Source organism: Streptomyces sp. NPDC048392 (genome assembly GCF_043200575.1).
In the GTDB taxonomy this organism is placed as follows: domain Bacteria; phylum Actinomycetota; class Actinomycetes; order Streptomycetales; family Streptomycetaceae; genus Streptomyces.
On record NZ_JBICYB010000005.1, the window covers coordinates 204,103 to 222,201 of the forward strand.

An 18,099-nucleotide genomic window follows, 5' to 3' on the forward strand; every position below is an offset into this window, starting at 1 on the left:
CACCCGACAGAAAGGTCGCCTCCGATGTCCCGCCAGGACCCGGGCTCCTCCATCTGGTTCAGCCTCGCCATCGACGGCGAGAGCCTCGGTTACTTCAACGGGTGCGAAGGCCTGTCGACGCAGGTGGAGGTCGAACAGCGGCAGGAGGGCGGCAACAACGGGTTTGTATGGCAACTGCCCACCCGCGTCACCTTCTCCAACATCCGGCTGACCCGCCCTCTCACGCCGGACACGTCGAAGGTCGCCAAGTGGATCTCCTCCGTGCAGACCGGCATCAAGCGGCCCACCGCCCAGATCTCCGCCCTGCGCGCGGACGGGTCGCTGGTCGCCCGCTGGGGACTGATCGACGTACTGCCCGTCAGCTGGCAGGGCCCCACCCTCGACCCCGGCAACCTGTCCGTGGCCACCGAGGTCCTGGAGATCGCCCACCACGGGTTCACGGACTGACGGCGCCGCAGAGCAGAGAGGAAGACCCATGGCCACCAGCAAGGGCGCCGGCAAGAGCCTCGTACGCGCCAACCTCGCCATCCACGAGCCGCCCACCGGCACCACCACCACGCCCGGCGCGCTGATGCGTACGTTCGGCTTCGAGTTCAACCCGGCCCAGCTGTCCCTCACCCAGCGGACCCAGTGGAAGGCGACGCCGACGGCGGCCGTACGGAAGGCCGCCAAGCCGCAGTTCATGGGCGCCGAGCCGCGGGAGATGACGCTGGAGATATTCCTGGACTCCTCCGCCAAGCCCAACGGCAACACGGTGCTGAAGAAGGTCGAGTCGCTGCTGCGCTGCTGCGAGGTGACGGCCAAGAGCCTCGCCGCCGACCAGCCTTCGCCGCCCTGGGTGGTCTTCGAGTGGGGGTCGTTCTCGACGGCCCGGTTCACCGCGTACGTCGCGTCCATCGAGGCGTCCTACACCCTCTTCGGCACCACCGGCGTGCCCATCCGCGCCACCTGCCAGGTGCAGCTGGTCGAGATCCCCGGCCCGACCCGGGGGCAGAACCCGACCTCCGGCGCGCTCACCGCCCAGCGCGTGCACCGGGTCGTCGCGGGCGACTCGCTCCAGTCGCTGGCCTGGCGCGAGTACGGCAGCGCGGGCGCCTGGCGGGCGATCGCCGAGGCCAACGGCATCGACGACCCGTCCCGCCTGACGAGCGGCACCGAACTGGTCCTGCCGGCCGCCGAGGAGGTGCCGCACTGATGGTGCGTCCCGCGTTCTCCAGCATCGTCCAGGTCAGGATCGGCGGCGCGAAGCTGCCCGACGACATCGCCCCGATGCTCGTCGAGGGCTGGGTCGACCAGGGCGTCGGCGTCCCCGCGGCCTTCCGCCTGACCTTCCGCGACCCCTACCACCTGGTCCTCGGCAAGCTGAACGTCCAGTTCGGCACCCGGGTGGTCATCACGCCGGTGGCCGACGGCCAGGGCGTCGGCAAGCCCCTGCTGACCGGCGAGGTCACCGCCATGGAGGCCGACTACGACGGCACCGGCAGCTTCACCGTGATCCGCGGCTACGACTTCGGGCACCGCATGATGCGCCAGCGCCGCGTGGCCGCCTACCGCAACCAGAAGGCCTCGGACATCGCCCGCAAACTCGCCGCCATGGACGGCGTGTCCATCGGCAGGATCCAGCCGACGAAGGGCATGTACGGGTTCATCAGCCAGTCCAACGTCACCGACTGGGACTTCCTCGCCCGGCTCGCCGACGAGAACAACATGGTGATGTCCGTGGACTCCAAGGGGAAGTTCCGGTTCGTCAGGCCGAACCCGTCGTCCGGCGCGCCCTCCCCGCAGACGGACGGCGACAAGAGCGCCTTCGTCCTCCAGTCCGGCCACGACATCCTGCGGCTGCGGGCCGCGGTGACCGCCGCCGACCAGGTCGGCAAGGTCGAGTCGCGCGGCTGGAACGTCACCACCAAGAAGAAGATCACCGAGGTCGCGCCGGCCAGGACCGACCCGGGCATCACCATCGGCTCCACACCGGGCGAGGCGGCCGGCAAGTTCAAGGCCGCCAAGCTCGTCGAGACCGCCAACCCCTACGACAAGCAGGACGAGGTCCAGCACGCCGCGAAGGCCCTCGCCGCCGACGTCACCTCCTCCTTCGCCGAGCTGGAGGTCGCGGCGTACGGCAGCCCCGACCTGCGGCCCGGCGTGCCCGTCGCGCTCAGCGACGTCGGCAAACCCTTCGAGGGCAAGTACACCGTCACCTCGGTACGCCACCACTTCGGCGACGGCAAGGCCTACGAGTCCTGGATCACGGTCAGCGGACGCCAGTGGCGCTCCCTGTACGGGCTGGCCTCGGGCGGCAGCGGCGGCGTGGACCCCGCGAGCGCGACCCGGCTGCCCAGCGTCGCCAACGCCCTGGTCACCGACGTACAGGACCCCCTCAAGCAGGGCAGGGTCAAGCTCCAGTTCCCGTGGCTGGACGACACCTACGTCAGCGACTGGGCGCGCAGCGTGCAGCTGGGCGGCAAGGGCGGCGGCGGCGTCTTCCCGATGGACGTCGGCGACGAGGTGCTGGTGGCCTTCGACCGGGGCGCGCTGGACCACCCCTTCGTCATCGGCGGGCTCTACAACGGCCGGGACCTGCCGACCAAGGTCGACGTCCCGCTGCACGACGGCCTGAAGAAGCAGGCCACCCGGCACACCGTGTCCGACCGCCAGGGCAACCGCGTCGACCTGCTCAGCCAGCGGACCGGCGGGCGCAAACAGGGTGTCCGGATCGCCAGCGGGAACGACAAGCTGACCATCAACCTCGACCGCACCAAGACCGAGATCACCGTCGACAGCAAGGGCTCCGTCAGCATCACCGGCAGCCGTTCGGTGACGGTGGAGGCGGGCACGATGCTCAAGCTGTACGGACGCCGGTCGGTCATGATCGAGAGCGGCGGCACGCTCACGATGAAGGGCAAGGGCCTGGTGAGCCTCACGTCACTGGGCGGCATGGTCGACGTCAACGCGATGGGCGGTGCCCTGAACCTGGCGACGACCGGCGTCGCGACGCTCACCGCCACCGGCATGGTGTCGATCACCTCCGTGGCCAACGTGAACATCAAGGCCGTCAAACTCGACCTGATCGGCGGCTTCTTCGTCAACACCATCAAGTACCCCTTCGGATGACCGGACGACCCCGCCGGCACCCCGGGTGCGCCGGCCCAAGGAAACGGAAAAGGCAGGTGGCCCCCTGATGGCCGAACAGTTCGTCGGCTCCGGCTGGTCGTTCCCGCTGCGCATCGGCCCCACCGGCGGCATCGCCCTGGTCAGCGGCGAGCGGGAGGTCGAGGAGGCCATCCAGCTGGTCCTGGCCACCGCCCCGGGGGAACGGCCGATGCGCCCCGAGTTCGGCTGCGCCATCCACGACCTCGTCTTCGCCCCGGTCAACGAACAGACCGCAGGCCGCATCCAGCACGAGGTGCACGTCAGCCTGGACCGCTGGGAGCCGCGCATCGAGGTCCACGAGGTCGACGTCTCCACCGGCTCCGACCAGAGCGTCCTCTACATCGACGTGCGCTACTCCATCCGCGGCACCAACAACCCGCGCAGCCTCGTCTTCCCCTTCTACGTCATCCCCTCCCACGACGAGCCGGACCTCCCCGACGGTCCGGCCGGCCCCGCGGGCCACCCGGGCTCTCCCGAAAGCGACCGCTGATGTCCCTGCCCTCCCCCAACCTCGACGACCGCCGCTTCCAGCAGTTCGTAGACGACGCCAAGCGCTACATCCAGCAGCGCGCCCCGGAGTGGACCGACCACAACGTCTCGGACCCCGGCGTCACCCTCGTCGAGACGGTCGCCCACATGGCCGACCAGATCGTCTACCGCCTCAACCGGGTGCCGGAGAAGAACCACCTCGCCTTCCTCGACCTGGTCGGCATCACGCTCTTCCCGCCGTCCGCCGCCCGCACGGACGTCACCTTCTGGCTGTCCGCGCCGCAGGAGGACGCGATCCTCGTCCCGGTCGGCACCGAGGTCGCCACCCTGCGCACCGAGCGGGACGAGGCCATCGTCTTCGCCACCGTGGGCGACCTGACCGTCGTACCGTGCTCGCTCGGCCACCTGGTGGTGCAGCACCGCGGCGCAGCCGTCACCGACCGGACCACGGACCTCGCCGAGAGCAAGGACGTGATGTGCTTCGCCGAGGCCCCGAACCCCGGTGACTGCATGCTCATCGGCCTCAGCGCCGCCACCCCGCACTGCGCACTCGCCCTGGAACTCGACAGCCGCGTCGACGGTGTCGGCGTCGACCCCCGGCAGCCGCCCCTGGTCTGGGAGGCCTGGACCGAGGACGGCTGGCAGCTCTGCGAGGTCGACCGGGACGGCACCGGCGGCCTCAACCGCCCCGGCGACATCGTGCTCCACATACCCGGCGGGCACGTCCTGTCCCGCAACGGCGGCCACGAGGCCGGCTGGATCCGCTGCCGGGTCACCGACCCCCTGCCCGGCCAGCCCTTCTACACCACCTCGCCGACCATCCGCTCCGCCGAGGCCTACACCATCGGCGGCACCACCGGCACCGTGCACGCCGAGACCGTGTACGACGAGGCCCTCGGCGAGTCCACCGGCCTGCCCGGCCAGCGGCTGCGGCTCAACCACGCCCCCGTGGTCGCCGACGACCCGCCGGTCCTCCTGCAGACCGCCGACGACGAAGGCTGGCAGGACTGGCAGGTCGTCCCGCACTTCTCGGGCTCCCGCCCCGACGACCACCACATCACCCTGGACGCCGCGACCGGCGAGATCGCCTTCGGCCCCGCCGTCCGAGAGGCCGACGGCACCCTGCGCCAGTACGGCACCGTCGCCCCCAAGGGCGCCGTCATCCGCGCCCGCCGCTACCGCACCGGCGGAGGCAGGGCCGGCAACGTCGCCCGCGGCGCCGTACAGGTGCTGCGCACCTCCATCCCGTACGTCTCCGAGGTCGTCAACCGCGAGGCCGCCCGCGGCGGCGTCGACGGCGAGACCGTCGAGGAGGCGAAACTGCGGGCACCGATCACGCTCCGCGCCCAGGAACGCGCCGTCACCCTGCGCGACTACGAGGAACTCGCCCGCCGCGCCGCCCCCGAGACCGCCCGCATCACCTGCCTGGAGGGCGAGGAGAACGAACACGGCGCCCACGCCGTCCGCGTCCTCGTCGTCCCCCAGGCCGTTCCCGACCCGGGCGGGCGGCTCCGCTTCGAGCAACTCGTCCCCGGCGACGCCCTCCTGGGCCGCATCACCCGCTACCTCGACGAACGCCGCCTGATCGGCACCCGCCTCGCCGTCGGCCCGCCCTACTACCAGGGCGTCACCGTCGTCGCGACCGTCCACGCCTTCCGCGGCGTCGACGCCGACCGCGTGCGCCGCCAGGCCCACGACGCCCTCTACCGGCACCTCGACCCGCTCACCGGCGGCACCGACGGCAAGGGCTGGCCCTTCGGACGTCCCGTACAGACCGGCGAGGTCTTCGCCGTGCTCCAGCGGGTGCCCGGCGTCGAACTCGTCGACGAGGTGGTCCTGCACCCCGCCGACCCGCTCACCGGCAAGCGCGGCGACCCCACCGACCGCATCGACCTCGAAGCGCCCGCACTGGTCTTCTCCTTCGACCACCGGGTCCGCGTGATCGGGGACGGCGCGTGACGGCCGCCTCCTACCGGGGCTCCGTCGACGGACTCGGCTCCTCGCTGCCCATCGCCTCGATGCTGCCCGCCGTCTTCGCCGACGACGACCTCGCCCTGCGGTTCGTCGGCGGACTCGACGACGTCATCGCCCCCATCCTGAGCGTCCTGGACTGCCTCGACACCTACTTCGACCCCGCCCTCACCCCGGCCGACTTCGCCCAGTGGCTCGGCACCTGGGTCGGTGCCGAGACCGACGGCACCGAACCCGAGGCACGGCTGCGCGCCGCCGTCGCCGCCGCCACCCGGCTGCACCGCGTACGCGGCACCCGGGAGGGCCTGTCCGAGGCCGTACTCCTCGCGTTCGGCGTCGAACCCGAGATCACCGAGAGCGGCGGCGCCGACTGGAACGCCCGCCCTCTCGGCCCGTTCCCCGGCAGACCCCGCCCCCACCTGCACGTCGCCCTCCGGCTGCCCGACCCGGCTCCGGCCGACACCCATCGCCTGGACACCCTCGTCGCCGCCGCCCGTCCCGCCCACATGCCCTACACGGTCGAAGTGACCGCCTCCGAAAGGACCCCGGAGAGATGACCACGCAGAACTGCGCCGAGTGCGGAACCCGCGCGGAACCGGGCCAGTCCTTCTGCGACGCGTGCGGCGCCGTACTCAGCTGGGACCAGGCCGGCGCCCGCGCCGCGCAGCCCGCGGCCGCCACGTCCGACCAGAACCCCGGCTTCGACGCCTTCGGCGGTGCCGGCGTGCCCCCCGCCCGCGCCGGCCGCCCGGCCGCGGCGCCCATCGCGGGCGGCACCGGCGAACCGGCCGGTGCCGCCGGGACGAGCCCGACGCTGCCCCAGCCGCGCCGCCCGGCGGACCTCACGGGCTCCACAGGCCCCACGGGCTCCACGGGCTCCACGGGCTCCACGGGCTCCACGGGCCCCACGGGCACCACGGCCGCGGACGGCACGCGGGACACGGGCCGCGCGCCGGACACCGTGGCCCACGACCCCGACGAGGCAGGGGACGCGGGTCGGGTGGGAGGAACCGACGGTACGGCCGGGCAGACCCGCACCACCGGCACCCCCGGCGCGGACCACGCCGGTGGTGCCCCCGCCACCCGCACTCCCGACGTGGACGAGACCGCCCCCACCACCCCGGTGCCCGCCGCCCCCGCCCCCGCCCCCGACGCGCTCACCGACACCATGTCCGACCGCGCCCGCTCCCTCCTCGTCCCCGTCGCCGACCCGGAGGCCCCCACCCCCGCACCGCCCCCCACCGTCGCGCCCGTCCTGCCCGGCCGCCCCGACGCCGACCGGCCACAGGTCCGCGCCCTGGGCCACCAGCCGGACATCGCCAACGGGCCGCCCTGCCCCTGGTGCTCCACCCCCAACCGCCCCGACCGCCACTACTGCGCCCGCTGCGCGATGCCGCTGTCCGGCACCGGCGAGCAGTCCACCGCACGCGCCCCCTGGTGGCGCCGCCTCTTCGGCGGCCGGCGCCGCGAAACCCCGTGGGCCGGAGACCGCCCCCGCCTGCGCCGCGTCTTCGACCGCATCGGCACCTGGATCACCGTCGTCGTGGTGGTGACCCTGGCCGTCCTCGGCTTCGTCTACATCCCCGACGGTGTCCAGAACACCCGCGACCACTTCGCCAAGCGCGCCCCGGTCTCCCCCGACGAGATCACGGCCTCGCACTCCTACACCGGCCACAAGCCGCAACTCGTCATCGACAAGCTGAGCAACACCTGGTGGGGCCCCGGCATCTCGCAGTCCGGCCAGGGCGAATGGATCGAGGCCTCCTTCACCGAGCCGACCCGCCTGCTGGACGTGATCATCACCCCCGGCGTCTCCTCCCGCGCCAACAAGCTGCAGGAGTCGGCCCTCCCCCACCGCATCGAGGCGACGATCACCACCGCTGACGGAAAGACCAAAACCCGCGACCTCACCCTCGACCAGGGCGCCGGCGGCCAGCGACGCCCGTTCCGCGTCGGCGAGGTCACCAAGGTCCGCTTCACCATCGAATCGGCCCACGCGGCGTCCGCCGACAAGCAGGTCGCCATCGCCGAGATCGAGTTCTTCGGCCCGTCGAGCGCCAACCGCTCCTGACCCGGACCGCCCGCCCGCCCGAATGGACGCCACACCATGAGCCCGCGGGCGGGCCGCCCGAGGCTGAGGCCATGCCCTCGGCACGCGCGACATCCCGCCGTCCTGCCGTCCACGGCCGCCCTGCTCGCCTCCTCCCCGGCGGCCTGCGCGCCGCGGACCGGGACGGCGACCGGCGCGGCGACGGCGGCACGGCGACCGACGAACAGGCCGTGAACGGTTCCGCGGCCAGTCCCCGCGCTGGAACGGCTGCCCCGCCCCCGCACCCGCCCAGGGCGGCGGCCAGGCCCCCGGAACGCTATCGGACGGCATCCGGTGGCAATGCGCCACCCTGCGGACCCCGTTGGACTGGAGGAAGTCCTCCGGCGAGTCGATCGGCCTCGCACTGATCCGGGCCCGCGCCACCGGCGAACCGGACGACCGGATCGGCTCGCCGCTCTTCGACTTCGGCGGCCCCGGCTTCGCCACCCTGCCCGGCCTCGCCCCCGACCACGACAAGTTCCGCACCCGCTGCGACCGCGTGAGCTTCGACCCGCGCGGCGCCGGCGGCAGCCGGGGCGTGTGCCGCCCTGACACCGGCCTCCCCGACGAGGACGATGCGGACGGCACCCCCGACGACGGCGACGCCGAGACGAGGACGCTCGTCGAGTTCCTCCGGAAGACGGCAGCCGCCTGCGAGCAGGGCTCCGGCGACATCCACCCGTACGTCGGCACCACCCGGCGCACGTCCGCGACGGTGTAACGGTTGCTGGAGCGCCTCGGCGGGAACGTGGGCGTCGAGCTGACCCAGGGGCGAGGGCCACGGCGCCTACGACAGCGGCAACACCTGCGTCCAGAACACCGTCAACGCGTACCTGCTCGACGGAAGGCTCCCGTAGCCCGGCGCGGTCCGCGAGGCGGAACCACTGCCGGAGGGCAAGCAGCCCGGACGCACTGCCGACGCCCCCACGATCCGGAGATCGCGAGGGCGTCTCCCTGCCGGGTGTGGAGCCCCCTGTCGGATTCGAACCGACGACCTAGGCCTTACAAGGGCCGCGCTCTGGCCAGCTGAGCTAAGGAGGCACCGCGTACGACGACGCCGTACACGCAGGCGGCTCCACTGTACACAGCCCCCGCTTCCCCGAACCACGAACTTCCCCGCCCCCGCCCGGCATCGCGACCGACCGTAACCATCCGGACATCCGTTCGTCGATCGGTCTGACGTGCTGCGTACGGCCCGGGGCACGGGCAGGAGACGGAAGGCGAAGCCGAACCAGGCAATCAAGGACGCTTCGTGGGGTGAGCTGCTGAGGCAGTTGCGCTACAAGTGCGAGTGGTACGGGCGGACGTTGGTGATCGCCGACCGCTCCTTCCCCTCGACCCGACGGTGCTCGGCGTGCCATGGCAAGGGCCTGAAGCTGGACGCCTCGGTCCGGGAGTGGACGTGTGTCGAGTGCGGTGTCCCGCACGACCGGGACGTGAACGCAGCCGTGAACCTTCGGCACGAGGGGATGCGCCTGTACGGGCTGGTGGCGTCCGGGCTGCCGCCGGGTCGGAAGACGCCGGCAGTGATCAGGGCGTCCGAGTTGAAGACCGTTTCCTGACCGCATGGCAGCGGCTGAGGCGCTAGGGACCGACGGGCCCGTCGGGCGGAACGCCTGTGGAGCCCGTGTAGGACCGGTCGGGCACGGCTCGTGAGGGTTGTGCGCGGTCGGCGGTGGGCGGTGCGCGGCCGGCGGTGGGCGGTGAAGCAGGAAGCCTCGCGGCAAGGTCAAAAGTGCGTGGCTCTGCCCCAGAGCCCTCCTCTCGGGAATTTCCCGCGAAGTTCACGGCCCCCCAGGTACTGACAGACCAGGTGAACGCCAGGTAGCGTCCTGCCCAGCTTCACCTGTGTGGACTACACCACCACCTTCCTACAACGGATCGTCCGGCACGTTCCTGCCGGTAGAAGGGGGCCCATTCACCATGGCCACTGTTACGTTCGACAAGGCGACCCGCGTCTATCCGGGTTCCACGGAGCCCGCCGTCGACGGTCTCGACATCGACATCGCGGACGGCGAGTTCCTCGTCCTGGTCGGCCCGTCCGGTTGTGGCAAGTCCACCTCGCTCCGCATGCTGGCGGGGCTCGAGGACGTGAACGGCGGCGCCATCCGCATCGGTGACCGCGACGTGACGCACCTGCCGCCGAAGGACCGGGACATCGCCATGGTGTTCCAGAACTACGCGCTGTACCCGCACATGTCGGTCGCCGACAACATGGGCTTCGCGCTCAAGATCGCCGGCGTCAACAAGGCGGAGATCCGGCAGAAGGTCGAGGAGGCCGCGAAGATCCTCGACCTCAGCGAGTACCTGGACCGCAAGCCGAAGGCCCTCTCCGGTGGTCAGCGCCAGCGTGTGGCGATGGGCCGCGCGATCGTGCGTGAGCCGCAGGTGTTCCTCATGGACGAACCGCTGTCCAACCTGGACGCCAAGCTGCGTGTCTCCACCCGTACGCAGATCGCCTCGCTCCAGCGCCGCCTGGGCATCACCACCGTCTACGTCACCCACGACCAGGTCGAGGCCATGACGATGGGCGACCGGGTGGCGGTCCTCAAGGACGGTCTGCTCCAGCAGGTCGACACCCCGCGCAACATGTACGACAGGCCCGCGAACCTCTTCGTCGCCGGCTTCATCGGCTCCCCCGCCATGAACCTGGTCGAGGTCCCGATCGCCGACGGCGGTGTGAAGTTCGGCAACAGTGTCGTCCCGGTCAGCCGGGAGGCGCTGAAGGCCGCCGCCGACAGGGGCGACCACACGGTCACCGTCGGTGTCCGCCCCGAGCACTTCGACGTGGTGGAGCTGAACGGCGGCGCGGCCAAGACCCTGTCGAAGGACTCCGCGGACGCCCCGGCCGGTCTCGCGGTCTCGGTGAACGTCGTGGAGGAGACCGGCGCCGACGGCTACATCTACGGCACGGTCGACGTCGACGGCGAGACGAAGGACCTCGTGGTCCGCGTCAGCAGCCGCGCGGTGCCGGAGAAGGGCTCGACGGTCCACGTCGTGCCGCGTCCGGGCGAGGCGCACGTGTTCTCGTCCTCCACGGGCGAGCGCCTCGCCGGCTGAGCGCCCTCGCGCGGGGAATCCTCCCGCTGAGAAACCACGCGACCGGGTGATTTCACCCGCGTTGACGACAAGAGCCCCGCGGCCTGCTGCGGGGCTCTTTGCGGTGTCGACAAATACCCCGGCACAACGGACGTTTCGACCCGCGTTCGTCAACCCCCTATCCCGCCCACTACCGCCCCGCATCCCCCAAAGGGGTGACTAAATGTCGCCAAATCATTACCGGGCGCTACCCTCACTCGCGTGAAGCATTCCGTGAAGCACTCCACCGCCCGACAGACGCGACGCGGCCGGGGCCCCGCCCGCCGGGTCGGCCGCTCTCTCGCCCTTGTCCTGCCCGTCGTCCTGGTGCTCTCCGGGACCCTCGCGGTCACCCGCGTCAACTGGTCCGGGGATCCCTCGGACTCGGTGCTGGCCGCGTCGGAAGCCTCCTCGTCCAAGGCGTCCTCCCGGGCCGCCGCCCGCGCGCCGCACGAGGTGCTGCGCGACCGGCTGCTGACCGAACTGCAGGAGGAGGATCCGGGCGTCGCCCTCACCCACCTCCAGCAGGCGGTGAACGAACGTCCGTCGCTGGCCGACCACTGCGCGTCCATCGCCCGCGCCCTGGGCCGCGCCGCGGTGAAGGTGTACGGACCGACGCGCGCCCAGTCGTACGCCCGGCCCGTCTGCGACACCGCCTTCGCCTCGGGGGTCCTGGCCGCGCACAGCTGAGCGCACTTCGGCGGCGGGCGGGGCGCCGCGTAGAGTTCGGGCATGACCGATCCGAACGCCGCGTCCCGCCGCCCCGTTCAAGCCGTCGTCCTGGCCGGCGGGCAGGGTTCCCGGCTGCGCCCCTACACCGACGACCGGCCCAAGCCGATGGTCGAGATCCCGGGCACGGGGACTCCGATCATCGGCCATCAGCTCACCTGGCTCGCCGAGGAGGGTGTGACGGACGTCGTGGTCTCCTGCGGTCATCTTGCCGAGGTGCTGCAGAAGTGGCTGAAGAACGCCGATCTGCCGCTCTCCGTCACCACCGTCGTCGAGACCGAGCCGCTGGGCCGCGGCGGCGGTCTGAAGTACGCCGCCGCCCACCTCCCTCATCCGGACCGGCCCTGGTACGCCACGAACGGTGACATCTGGACCCGGTTCTCGCTGCGCGACATGGCCGACTTCCACGCCGAGCGGGACGCCGTCGCGACCCTCGCCCTGGCTCGCCCGCGGCTGCCGTGGGGCGCCGTGCAGACGGACGGCTTCGGCCACATCACCGACTTCATCGAGGCACCGCCGTCGACCTTCGAGATCAACGCCGGTGTGTACGTCTTCTCGCCCGCGTTCGCCGGGATGCTCCCGGAGCGCGGTGACCACGAGCGGACGACGTTCCCGCGGCTGGCCCGTGAGCGTCTGCTGGCCGGTTTCCCGATCCCGCAGGGCTCCTACTGGCGGGCGATCGACACCGCGAAGGACCTGACGGAGGCGGCCCGGGAACTGGCGGCCCCGGCGGGGCGCTGAGGGTTCTCCGACGTTCTTGCGGCCGCGTGGGTCAGGTGCGCCGGCGGGACGGCCCTGCCGCTCCGGCGCGAGGCTGTGGGCGGGCGTGATGACGTACGCGCGTCGGAGCGCCGACACGTCAACGGTTCGAGCTCCGTGTCCGTGCGTCGCCGAGTGCTGGGGTTCGCGTACGGTCTGCCCTCCTCCCTTTACGCACGGTTGACGCGGGCGTGCCCGTCGGGGTTTTCGGGGGGCGGCGCAGGGCCGGACTCGATGGTCTTCTGCTTGGGCCGGTGCTTGGTGAGCGTCAACACTTCGGCCGGATCTGTTGATGCGGTGCTCGGATGAGCGAGGTGTGAACAGTTGTTGGGAGAGTGTTCACGGCTTTCGGGGAGGGGTGCCTGGAGTGGGGCGGTGAGGGCATGGACGGCGCTCAGAAGTATGAACGGTGCGTTTGGCTCATCGTGACTCAGTGACGCGATCCTGCGTGCATCGGGACGAGTCGGTTGCGTGGCGCGACTGTCCGTCAGCTGTCCGGTGCTGTACGGACGGTCGGGGTGGTCGGTACGGGCAGAGCGTCGCGATACGGCCCGGGACAGCGGAGGGGCGCGGCAGGACGGCGGTGGACGGTGAGGCGGTACGGCCCCGGATGCCGCGGGTGAGGCGGAGCCACCAAGGCGCCGTGCCACCTGGTGCAGCCGCTCACGGTCGTCGACGTCCCCGGCCGATCTCCGTCGGCAGCCCGTCCCGGGCCCACGCGTCGACCACGCGGTCGGACAGGTACCGGCACGCCGACACGAGGAAGGCTCCGGAGGCCATCGCCGGGTCCCACACCCGCCGCCTCAGCAGCTCGTCGGCCGTCTTCGCACGCCAGACGCCCGGTTCCGCGCCCTCCGCCGGGCCCGGTGCGGAGCACAGCGGGGCCAGGATGTGCTCGACGACTTCCTCGGCCGGCGCTTTCGGCGTGTGGTGCGCGCCCGTGTCGCGCCGGTTGCCCGACCGCACGACCACGGCCGAGCCCGCCGGCCGCACCTTGGGATCGCCGCGCAGGTCGACGCCGTACAGCCCGGAGCAGGCGGCCGCCCGCTCGGTGAGTGCCGCGTCGCTGCCGCAGACGGTCTCCAGTTCGGCCGTGACGCCTCTTCACTCCCTGCCCCCGCCCGGATCGGCCACCGCCCGTACGCGGCTCGTAACACCCCTGCGGAAGCCCGAAGGGCAGGGCCGGGGGGGGGGGGGGGGGCCCCCCCCCCGCCGGGGGCCCCCCCCCACCCCCCCCGGCCCCGGTGTCGGAGTCAGCCCAGGAGACCGCCCACCAGTCGGCTGCCGGGCTCTCCGGTGGACGAGGAGTCTCCGTCGTCACCGCTCCCGGTGCCGCCGGTGGAGCCGTCGCTGCCGCCGGTCGTGGTGCCGCCCGCTGTCGGCCCGGCCGTGCTGCTCGGCGCCCGGCCGGCCGGGGAGGACTGCCGCGGCGGGGCCTGGCCGGTGGTGCCCTGGGTCTGGCTGGGCGTGCCGCCGGTGGTGGTGCCGCTGTCGCGGGTCGCTCCCGGGGCGGTCACGGCGTCCTCGGAGGGGCTGGCTCCGGTGTCGCCGGTGGCGCCGCGGGTGGGTGAGGCGGACGCCTCGGGGGTCTTCGGCTTGCGGGTGCCGGGCTCCTGCGGAAGCGGGGAGCCGGGCAGTTCGTTGCGCGGGGACTCGCCGGGCCCGGGGACGACCACGCGGTCGGCGTCCCGGACGGCACCGCCGAGGAGGGAACCGACGAGGAGGGTGACACCGGCGACGAGGAAGGTGATGAGGGCACCGCGGCGCAGGACGTAGCGGCGCAGGTCCCAGATGTCGGCGCGGGGGCCGAGTCGGCGCCAGGCGCTGCCCGCGAGCCGGCCGTCCACGGAGTAGACGGGTGCCCCGGCGATGATCAGCGGGGACCAGGCGGCGAGGTAGATGATGTCGGGCGCGTCGTAGACCGGGACGCTCTTCCAGCTGACGGTGACGAGGAGCGCGCCGGACAGGGCGGCACCGATGACGGCGGCCACGCGCTGCCAGCAGCCGAGGACGGTCAGGACGCCCACCAGCACCTGGAGGAAGGCGATGACCAGCCCGGCGCCCACGGGGTGGGCGAGGGCGAACTGGCGCAGCGGCTCGGCGACGTCCCAGGGGTGCAGGCTGTTGAGCCACTTGACCATGGAGCCGCGTTCGCCGCCGTCGAAGTAGACGGGGTCGCAGAGCTTGCCCATGCCGGCGTAGACGGAGATGAAGCCGAGGAAGACGCGCAGGGGCAGCAGTACGACGCCGAGGTTCATGCGGCGGCCGGGGAAGTAGGCGTGCCGCGCCGGGTCGTCGGTACGGCGCCTGCTGCGCGGCTGGCCCGGGTCGGTGTCGTCGTCGTAGCCGTCGGGTCCGTAGCCGTCGGCGGCGGTCCCCGAGCCCTCCCTGCCGTAGGAGGGGCCGTCGTAGGCCGGTTCGTCGTAGGCGCTGCCGACGGTGCGCATGGCGGGCAGCAGCCGGGTGCCGTCGGGGACGGGGCCGCGCTGGGCGCCCACGAGGGGGGTCTCGAGCGTCTGGGCGGCGGGGCCGTCGTCGTAGCCCAGGGGGTCGCCGTCGATGTCGACCCGGGGGATGACCTGAGTCGCTCCGGCGTCGGCGGCCGGGTTTTGGCCGTGGTGACCGGCTCCCGCCCGCACCGCCTGGAGCAGCCGGTGCGCGCCGGTGTCGTCCGGGTCGGACCGCCCGCTCCACACGACGGCGCGGCGGCGGCCGGCGGCCGGGGCGGCGGGCATGCGGGTGGTGTCCTGGGTGGCGCTCAGGTGCCGCGCGATCCGCGGGGACTGGGTCCGCCGCGCGGAGGCACCGAACTGCACGCGGAAGCTCGCGTGGTTGACGATGACCTGGGCCGGATCGCTCGGCACCTTCACCATGCTCAGCGCGGGAGCGTCGTCGTATCCCGACGACGAGCGGTCCCCCGTGGGTGTGCGGGGTGTTCTGGTGTCCACACTCATCTAACCGAGTGATGTGTCGTTAGGACACTGCCTTGACCGCCCCGATCTGTCCGGACCGCGTCAAGCATGTCCGGACCACCCCGAACACCCCTTACGGGCTACGCGGCGAACACCCGTTCAGGCATGCCGCCGCGCGCCCCGCACCGACCGGCGTCAGCGCCGCCGTGCCGCCTCGTAGAGCACGATCCCCGCGGCCACACCGGCGTTGAGGGACTCCGCCCCACCCGGCATCGGGATCCGCACCCGGAAGTCGCAGGTCTCGCCGACCAGCCGTGAGAGACCCTTGCCCTCGCTGCCGACGACGATGACGACGGGACCGTCCAGGGCCTCCAGGTCGCCGAGTTCGGCCTCTCCGTCGGCGGCTAGGCCGACGACCGTGATGCCGGCCTTCTGGTACGACTCCAGCGCCCGGGTGAGGTTGGTGGCGCGGGCCACCGGCGTACGGGCGGCCGTACCGGCGGACGTCTTCCAGGCGCCCGCGGTCATGCCGGCCGCGCGCCGCTCGGGCACGACGACGCCGTGACCGCCGAAGGCGCAGACGGAGCGGACGACGGCGCCGAGGTTGCGCGGGTCGGTCACGCCGTCGAGGGCGACGATCAGCGGGTCCACGCCTTCGTCGTGGGCGGCGGCGACCAGGTCCTCGGGGTGCGCGTACTCGTACGGCGGCACCTGGAGCACGAGCCCCTGGTGGTTCAGCCCGTTGGTCATCCGGTCCAGCTCGGGGCGCGGCGCCTCCATGAGGTTGATGCCGCCGCGCTCGGCCGCGAGCTGGAGGGCCTCGCGCACCCGCTCGTCGTTGTCGATGAACTGCTGGACGTAGAGCGTCGAGGCGGGCACGCCGTCGCGCAGGGCCTCGTAGACCGGGTTGCGGCCGACGACGAGCTCGGACGTGGACCGTCCGCCGCCGCGCCGCTGCTGGGTGCGTCCCGTGGCGCGGCGCGCCTTCGCGTTGGCGACCCGCTGCTTGGCGTGCCCCTTGCGCATCTCGGCGGGAGGCGTCGGCCCCTTGCCTTCCAGGCCCCGGCGTCGCTTGCCGCCACTGCCGACCTGCGCGCCCTTCTTGCCGGACATGCGGCGGTTGTTCGCGGCCATGAGTACCTGTCTCCGCTCTCTACGGGAGTGTGTGTGGTGCTTGCGTCCTGTGCAGTGTGCCGCCCGGAGGGCCGGGCGGCACAATCGATCTACGGAACCGGACTCACCGGTACCGTGCCGGGACCGGAACCGGACCGCTCCGGCGCCGGGCCGGTCAGCGCGGGCCGAGGCTCCAGCGGGGCCCCTGCGGGCCGTCCTCGATGACCAGTCCGGACTGTCCGAGCTGGTCGCGGATGGCGTCGGCCGTGGGCCAGTCCCTGCGCGCCCGCGCCGCCTCCCGCTGGTCGAGCACCAGCCGTACGAGGCTGTCGACCACGTGCCGCAGGTCCTCGCCCTGCTCCTGTTCCCCGGCCCACTGCGGGGCCAGCGGGTCGAGCCCGAGCACCCCGAGCATGGCCCGCACCTCGGCGAGCCGGCCCACGGCGGCGTCCTTGTCGTCGGCGGCCAGGGCGCTGTTGCCCTGCCGGACGGTGGTGTGCACGACCGCGAGGGCCTGCGGGACGCCCAGGTCGTCGTCCATCGCCTCGGCGAAGGCGGACGGCACCTCGGCGGCGGGCTCGACGGTGCGGCCGGCCAGCTCGGTGACGCGCCGCACGAAGCCCTCGATCCGCGCGTACGCCGACTCGGCCTCGCGCAGGGACTCCTCGCTGTACTCGATGGTGGAGCGGTAGTGCGGGGTGCCGAGGTAGTACCGCAGCACGACCGGACGCCACTGCTTGACCATCTCGCCCACGAGCACGCTGTTGCCGAGCGACTTGGACATCTTCTCGCCGCTCATGGTGACCCAGGCGTTGTGCACCCAGTACCGGGCGAAGGCGTCGCCGAAGCCCTTGGCCTGGGCGATCTCGTTCTCGTGGTGCGGGAAGATCAGGTCGATCCCGCCCCCGTGGATGTCGAACTCGGTCCCCAGGTACTTGTGCGCCATGGCGGAGCACTCCAGGTGCCAGCCGGGCCGCCCCCGCCCCCACGGCGTCTCCCAGCTGGGCTCCCCGGGCTTGGCCGCCTTCCACATGGCGAAGTCGCGCGGGTCCCGTTTGCCGGTCTCGCCCTCCCCGGCGGGCTGGCGCAGCTCGTCGAGGTCCTGGTTGGACAGCGACAGATAGCCCGGCAGGGACCGCACGTCGAAGTAGACGTTGCCCTCGGCCTCGTAGGCGTGCCCGCGCTCGACGAGCCCGCGCATCATCTCGACCATCTCGGTGACGTGGCCGGTGGCGCGCGGCTCGTAGGTGGGCGGCAGGCAGCCGAGGGCGGTGTAGGCGTCGTTGAACGCCTGCTCGTTCTCGTACCCGATGGACCACCAGGGGCGGTTCTGGTCGGCCGCCTTCCGGATGATCTTGTCGTCGATGTCGGTGACGTTGCGGATGAACGTGACGTCGTAGCCGCGGTACGCGAACCAGCGGCGCATGATGTCGAAGTTCAGCCCCGACCGGATGTGCCCGATGTGCGGGGCGGCCTGCACGGTGGCGCCACAGAGGTAGATCGAGACACACCCGGGCGTGAGGGGGGCGAAGTCACGGATCTGCCGGGCGCTGGTGTCGTACAGGCGAATAGTCACGAGTCCAGGGTAGTAGGCGACAAGCGGTGCCCGGGGCAAGAGCCCCGCGTTGACGCACAACCGCTCCGGAACACCGGGGCGGGCCGCCCCCTCACCCCCGCGAGCCCGAACACCGGGGCGGACCGCCTCTTGTCCCCGCGAGTCGGGTGGTGGGTGGGAACAGGCCGGGGCCCAGGGGCGGAGCCCCTGGCGGGGCGCGGGGCGGAGCCCCGCACGGCACGGCCCCGCCGGGC

At 72.5% G+C, this 18,099-nt stretch carries 16 protein-coding genes, 1 tRNA gene and 1 pseudogene; 13 read left to right on the top strand and 5 right to left on the bottom strand.

Features of this window, described 5'->3' with window-relative positions; translation table 11 throughout:
• Positions 1 to 24: 24 nt before the first annotated feature.
• From ACGFYH_RS10730 to ACGFYH_RS10770, 9 genes and pseudogenes are all read left to right on the top strand, one after another.
• The gene (locus ACGFYH_RS10730) at positions 25 to 447 is read left to right on the top strand and encodes a phage tail protein (protein ID WP_393802771.1); all 423 of its coding nucleotides are present in this window, start codon (positions 25 to 27) and stop codon (positions 445 to 447) included.
• Between the two features lie 28 nt (positions 448 to 475).
• On the top strand, positions 476 to 1,195 hold the full coding sequence (locus tag ACGFYH_RS10735) for a LysM peptidoglycan-binding domain-containing protein (protein ID WP_393802772.1): 720 nt from the start codon (positions 476 to 478) through the stop codon (positions 1,193 to 1,195).
• Complete coding sequence (locus ACGFYH_RS10740; RefSeq protein WP_393802773.1) at positions 1,195 to 3,111, top strand: VgrG-related protein; 1,917 nt, start codon at positions 1,195 to 1,197, stop codon at positions 3,109 to 3,111. The genes ACGFYH_RS10735 and ACGFYH_RS10740 overlap by 1 nt, the downstream gene beginning before the upstream one ends.
• A gap of 67 nt (positions 3,112 to 3,178) precedes the next feature.
• The gene (locus ACGFYH_RS10745; protein ID WP_393802774.1) at positions 3,179 to 3,640 is read left to right on the top strand and encodes a GPW/gp25 family protein; all 462 of its coding nucleotides are present in this window, start codon (positions 3,179 to 3,181) and stop codon (positions 3,638 to 3,640) included.
• Entirely contained in the window at positions 3,640 to 5,598 is a 1,959-nt protein-coding gene (locus ACGFYH_RS10750) for a putative baseplate assembly protein (RefSeq protein ID WP_393802775.1), read from the top strand. The genes ACGFYH_RS10745 and ACGFYH_RS10750 overlap by 1 nt, the downstream gene beginning before the upstream one ends.
• A 59-nt stretch (positions 5,599 to 5,657) precedes the next feature.
• Complete coding sequence (locus tag ACGFYH_RS10755; protein WP_393802874.1) at positions 5,658 to 6,167, top strand: phage tail protein; 510 nt, start codon at positions 5,658 to 5,660, stop codon at positions 6,165 to 6,167.
• Entirely contained in the window at positions 6,164 to 7,681 is a 1,518-nt protein-coding gene (locus ACGFYH_RS10760; protein WP_393802776.1) for an NADase-type glycan-binding domain-containing protein, read from the top strand. Before ACGFYH_RS10755 ends, ACGFYH_RS10760 begins: the two co-directional genes overlap by 4 nt.
• A 340-nt stretch (positions 7,682 to 8,021) precedes the next feature.
• Positions 8,022 to 8,420 carry a hypothetical protein gene (locus ACGFYH_RS10765; RefSeq protein ID WP_393802777.1) on the top strand — a complete coding sequence of 133 codons (399 nt, stop codon included), beginning with the start codon at positions 8,022 to 8,024 and terminating at the stop codon, positions 8,418 to 8,420.
• A gap of 85 nt (positions 8,421 to 8,505) precedes the next feature.
• A pseudogene (locus ACGFYH_RS10770) lies at positions 8,506 to 8,556 on the top strand (hypothetical protein); the annotation flags it as partial.
• A gap of 107 nt (positions 8,557 to 8,663) precedes the next feature.
• Here ACGFYH_RS10770 and ACGFYH_RS10775 read toward each other — a convergent pair.
• Positions 8,664 to 8,740 (bottom strand) — tRNA-Thr (locus ACGFYH_RS10775).
• Positions 8,741 to 8,880: 140 nt separating this feature from the next.
• On the opposite strand from ACGFYH_RS10775, the gene ACGFYH_RS10780 reads away from it, so the two are divergent.
• From ACGFYH_RS10780 to ACGFYH_RS10795, 4 genes are all read left to right on the top strand, one after another.
• Positions 8,881 to 9,261 (top strand): zinc ribbon domain-containing protein, encoded by a 381-nt coding sequence (locus ACGFYH_RS10780; protein WP_393802778.1) that lies wholly within the window; start codon positions 8,881 to 8,883, stop codon positions 9,259 to 9,261.
• A 361-nt stretch (positions 9,262 to 9,622) separates the two neighbouring features.
• Positions 9,623 to 10,759 carry a diacetylchitobiose ABC transporter ATP-binding protein MsiK gene (gene msiK / locus ACGFYH_RS10785; RefSeq protein WP_393802779.1) on the top strand — a complete coding sequence of 379 codons (1,137 nt, stop codon included), beginning with the start codon at positions 9,623 to 9,625 and terminating at the stop codon, positions 10,757 to 10,759.
• Between the two features lie 252 nt (positions 10,760 to 11,011).
• Positions 11,012 to 11,467 carry a hypothetical protein gene (locus ACGFYH_RS10790; protein WP_393802875.1) on the top strand — a complete coding sequence of 152 codons (456 nt, stop codon included), beginning with the start codon at positions 11,012 to 11,014 and terminating at the stop codon, positions 11,465 to 11,467.
• Positions 11,468 to 11,509: 42 nt separating this feature from the next.
• On the top strand, positions 11,510 to 12,247 hold the full coding sequence (locus tag ACGFYH_RS10795) for an NDP-sugar synthase (RefSeq protein ID WP_393802780.1): 738 nt from the start codon (positions 11,510 to 11,512) through the stop codon (positions 12,245 to 12,247).
• 681 nt (positions 12,248 to 12,928) lie between these two features.
• Here ACGFYH_RS10795 and ACGFYH_RS10800 read toward each other — a convergent pair.
• From ACGFYH_RS10800 to cysS, 4 genes are all read right to left on the bottom strand, one after another.
• Complete coding sequence (locus ACGFYH_RS10800) at positions 12,929 to 13,231, bottom strand: hypothetical protein (RefSeq protein WP_393802781.1); 303 nt, start codon at positions 13,229 to 13,231, stop codon at positions 12,929 to 12,931.
• 287 nt (positions 13,232 to 13,518) lie between these two features.
• Positions 13,519 to 15,219 carry a DoxX family protein gene (locus ACGFYH_RS10805; protein WP_393802782.1) on the bottom strand — a complete coding sequence of 567 codons (1,701 nt, stop codon included), beginning with the start codon at positions 15,217 to 15,219 and terminating at the stop codon, positions 13,519 to 13,521.
• Positions 15,220 to 15,372: 153 nt separating this feature from the next.
• Positions 15,373 to 16,311, bottom strand: a complete 939-nt coding sequence (gene rlmB / locus ACGFYH_RS10810) for a 23S rRNA (guanosine(2251)-2'-O)-methyltransferase RlmB (protein ID WP_393802783.1) — start codon at positions 16,309 to 16,311, stop codon at positions 15,373 to 15,375.
• A 154-nt stretch (positions 16,312 to 16,465) separates the two neighbouring features.
• Positions 16,466 to 17,866, bottom strand: a complete 1,401-nt coding sequence (gene cysS, locus ACGFYH_RS10815; protein WP_393802784.1) for a cysteine--tRNA ligase — start codon at positions 17,864 to 17,866, stop codon at positions 16,466 to 16,468.
• Positions 17,867 to 18,099: the final 233 nt, after the last annotated feature.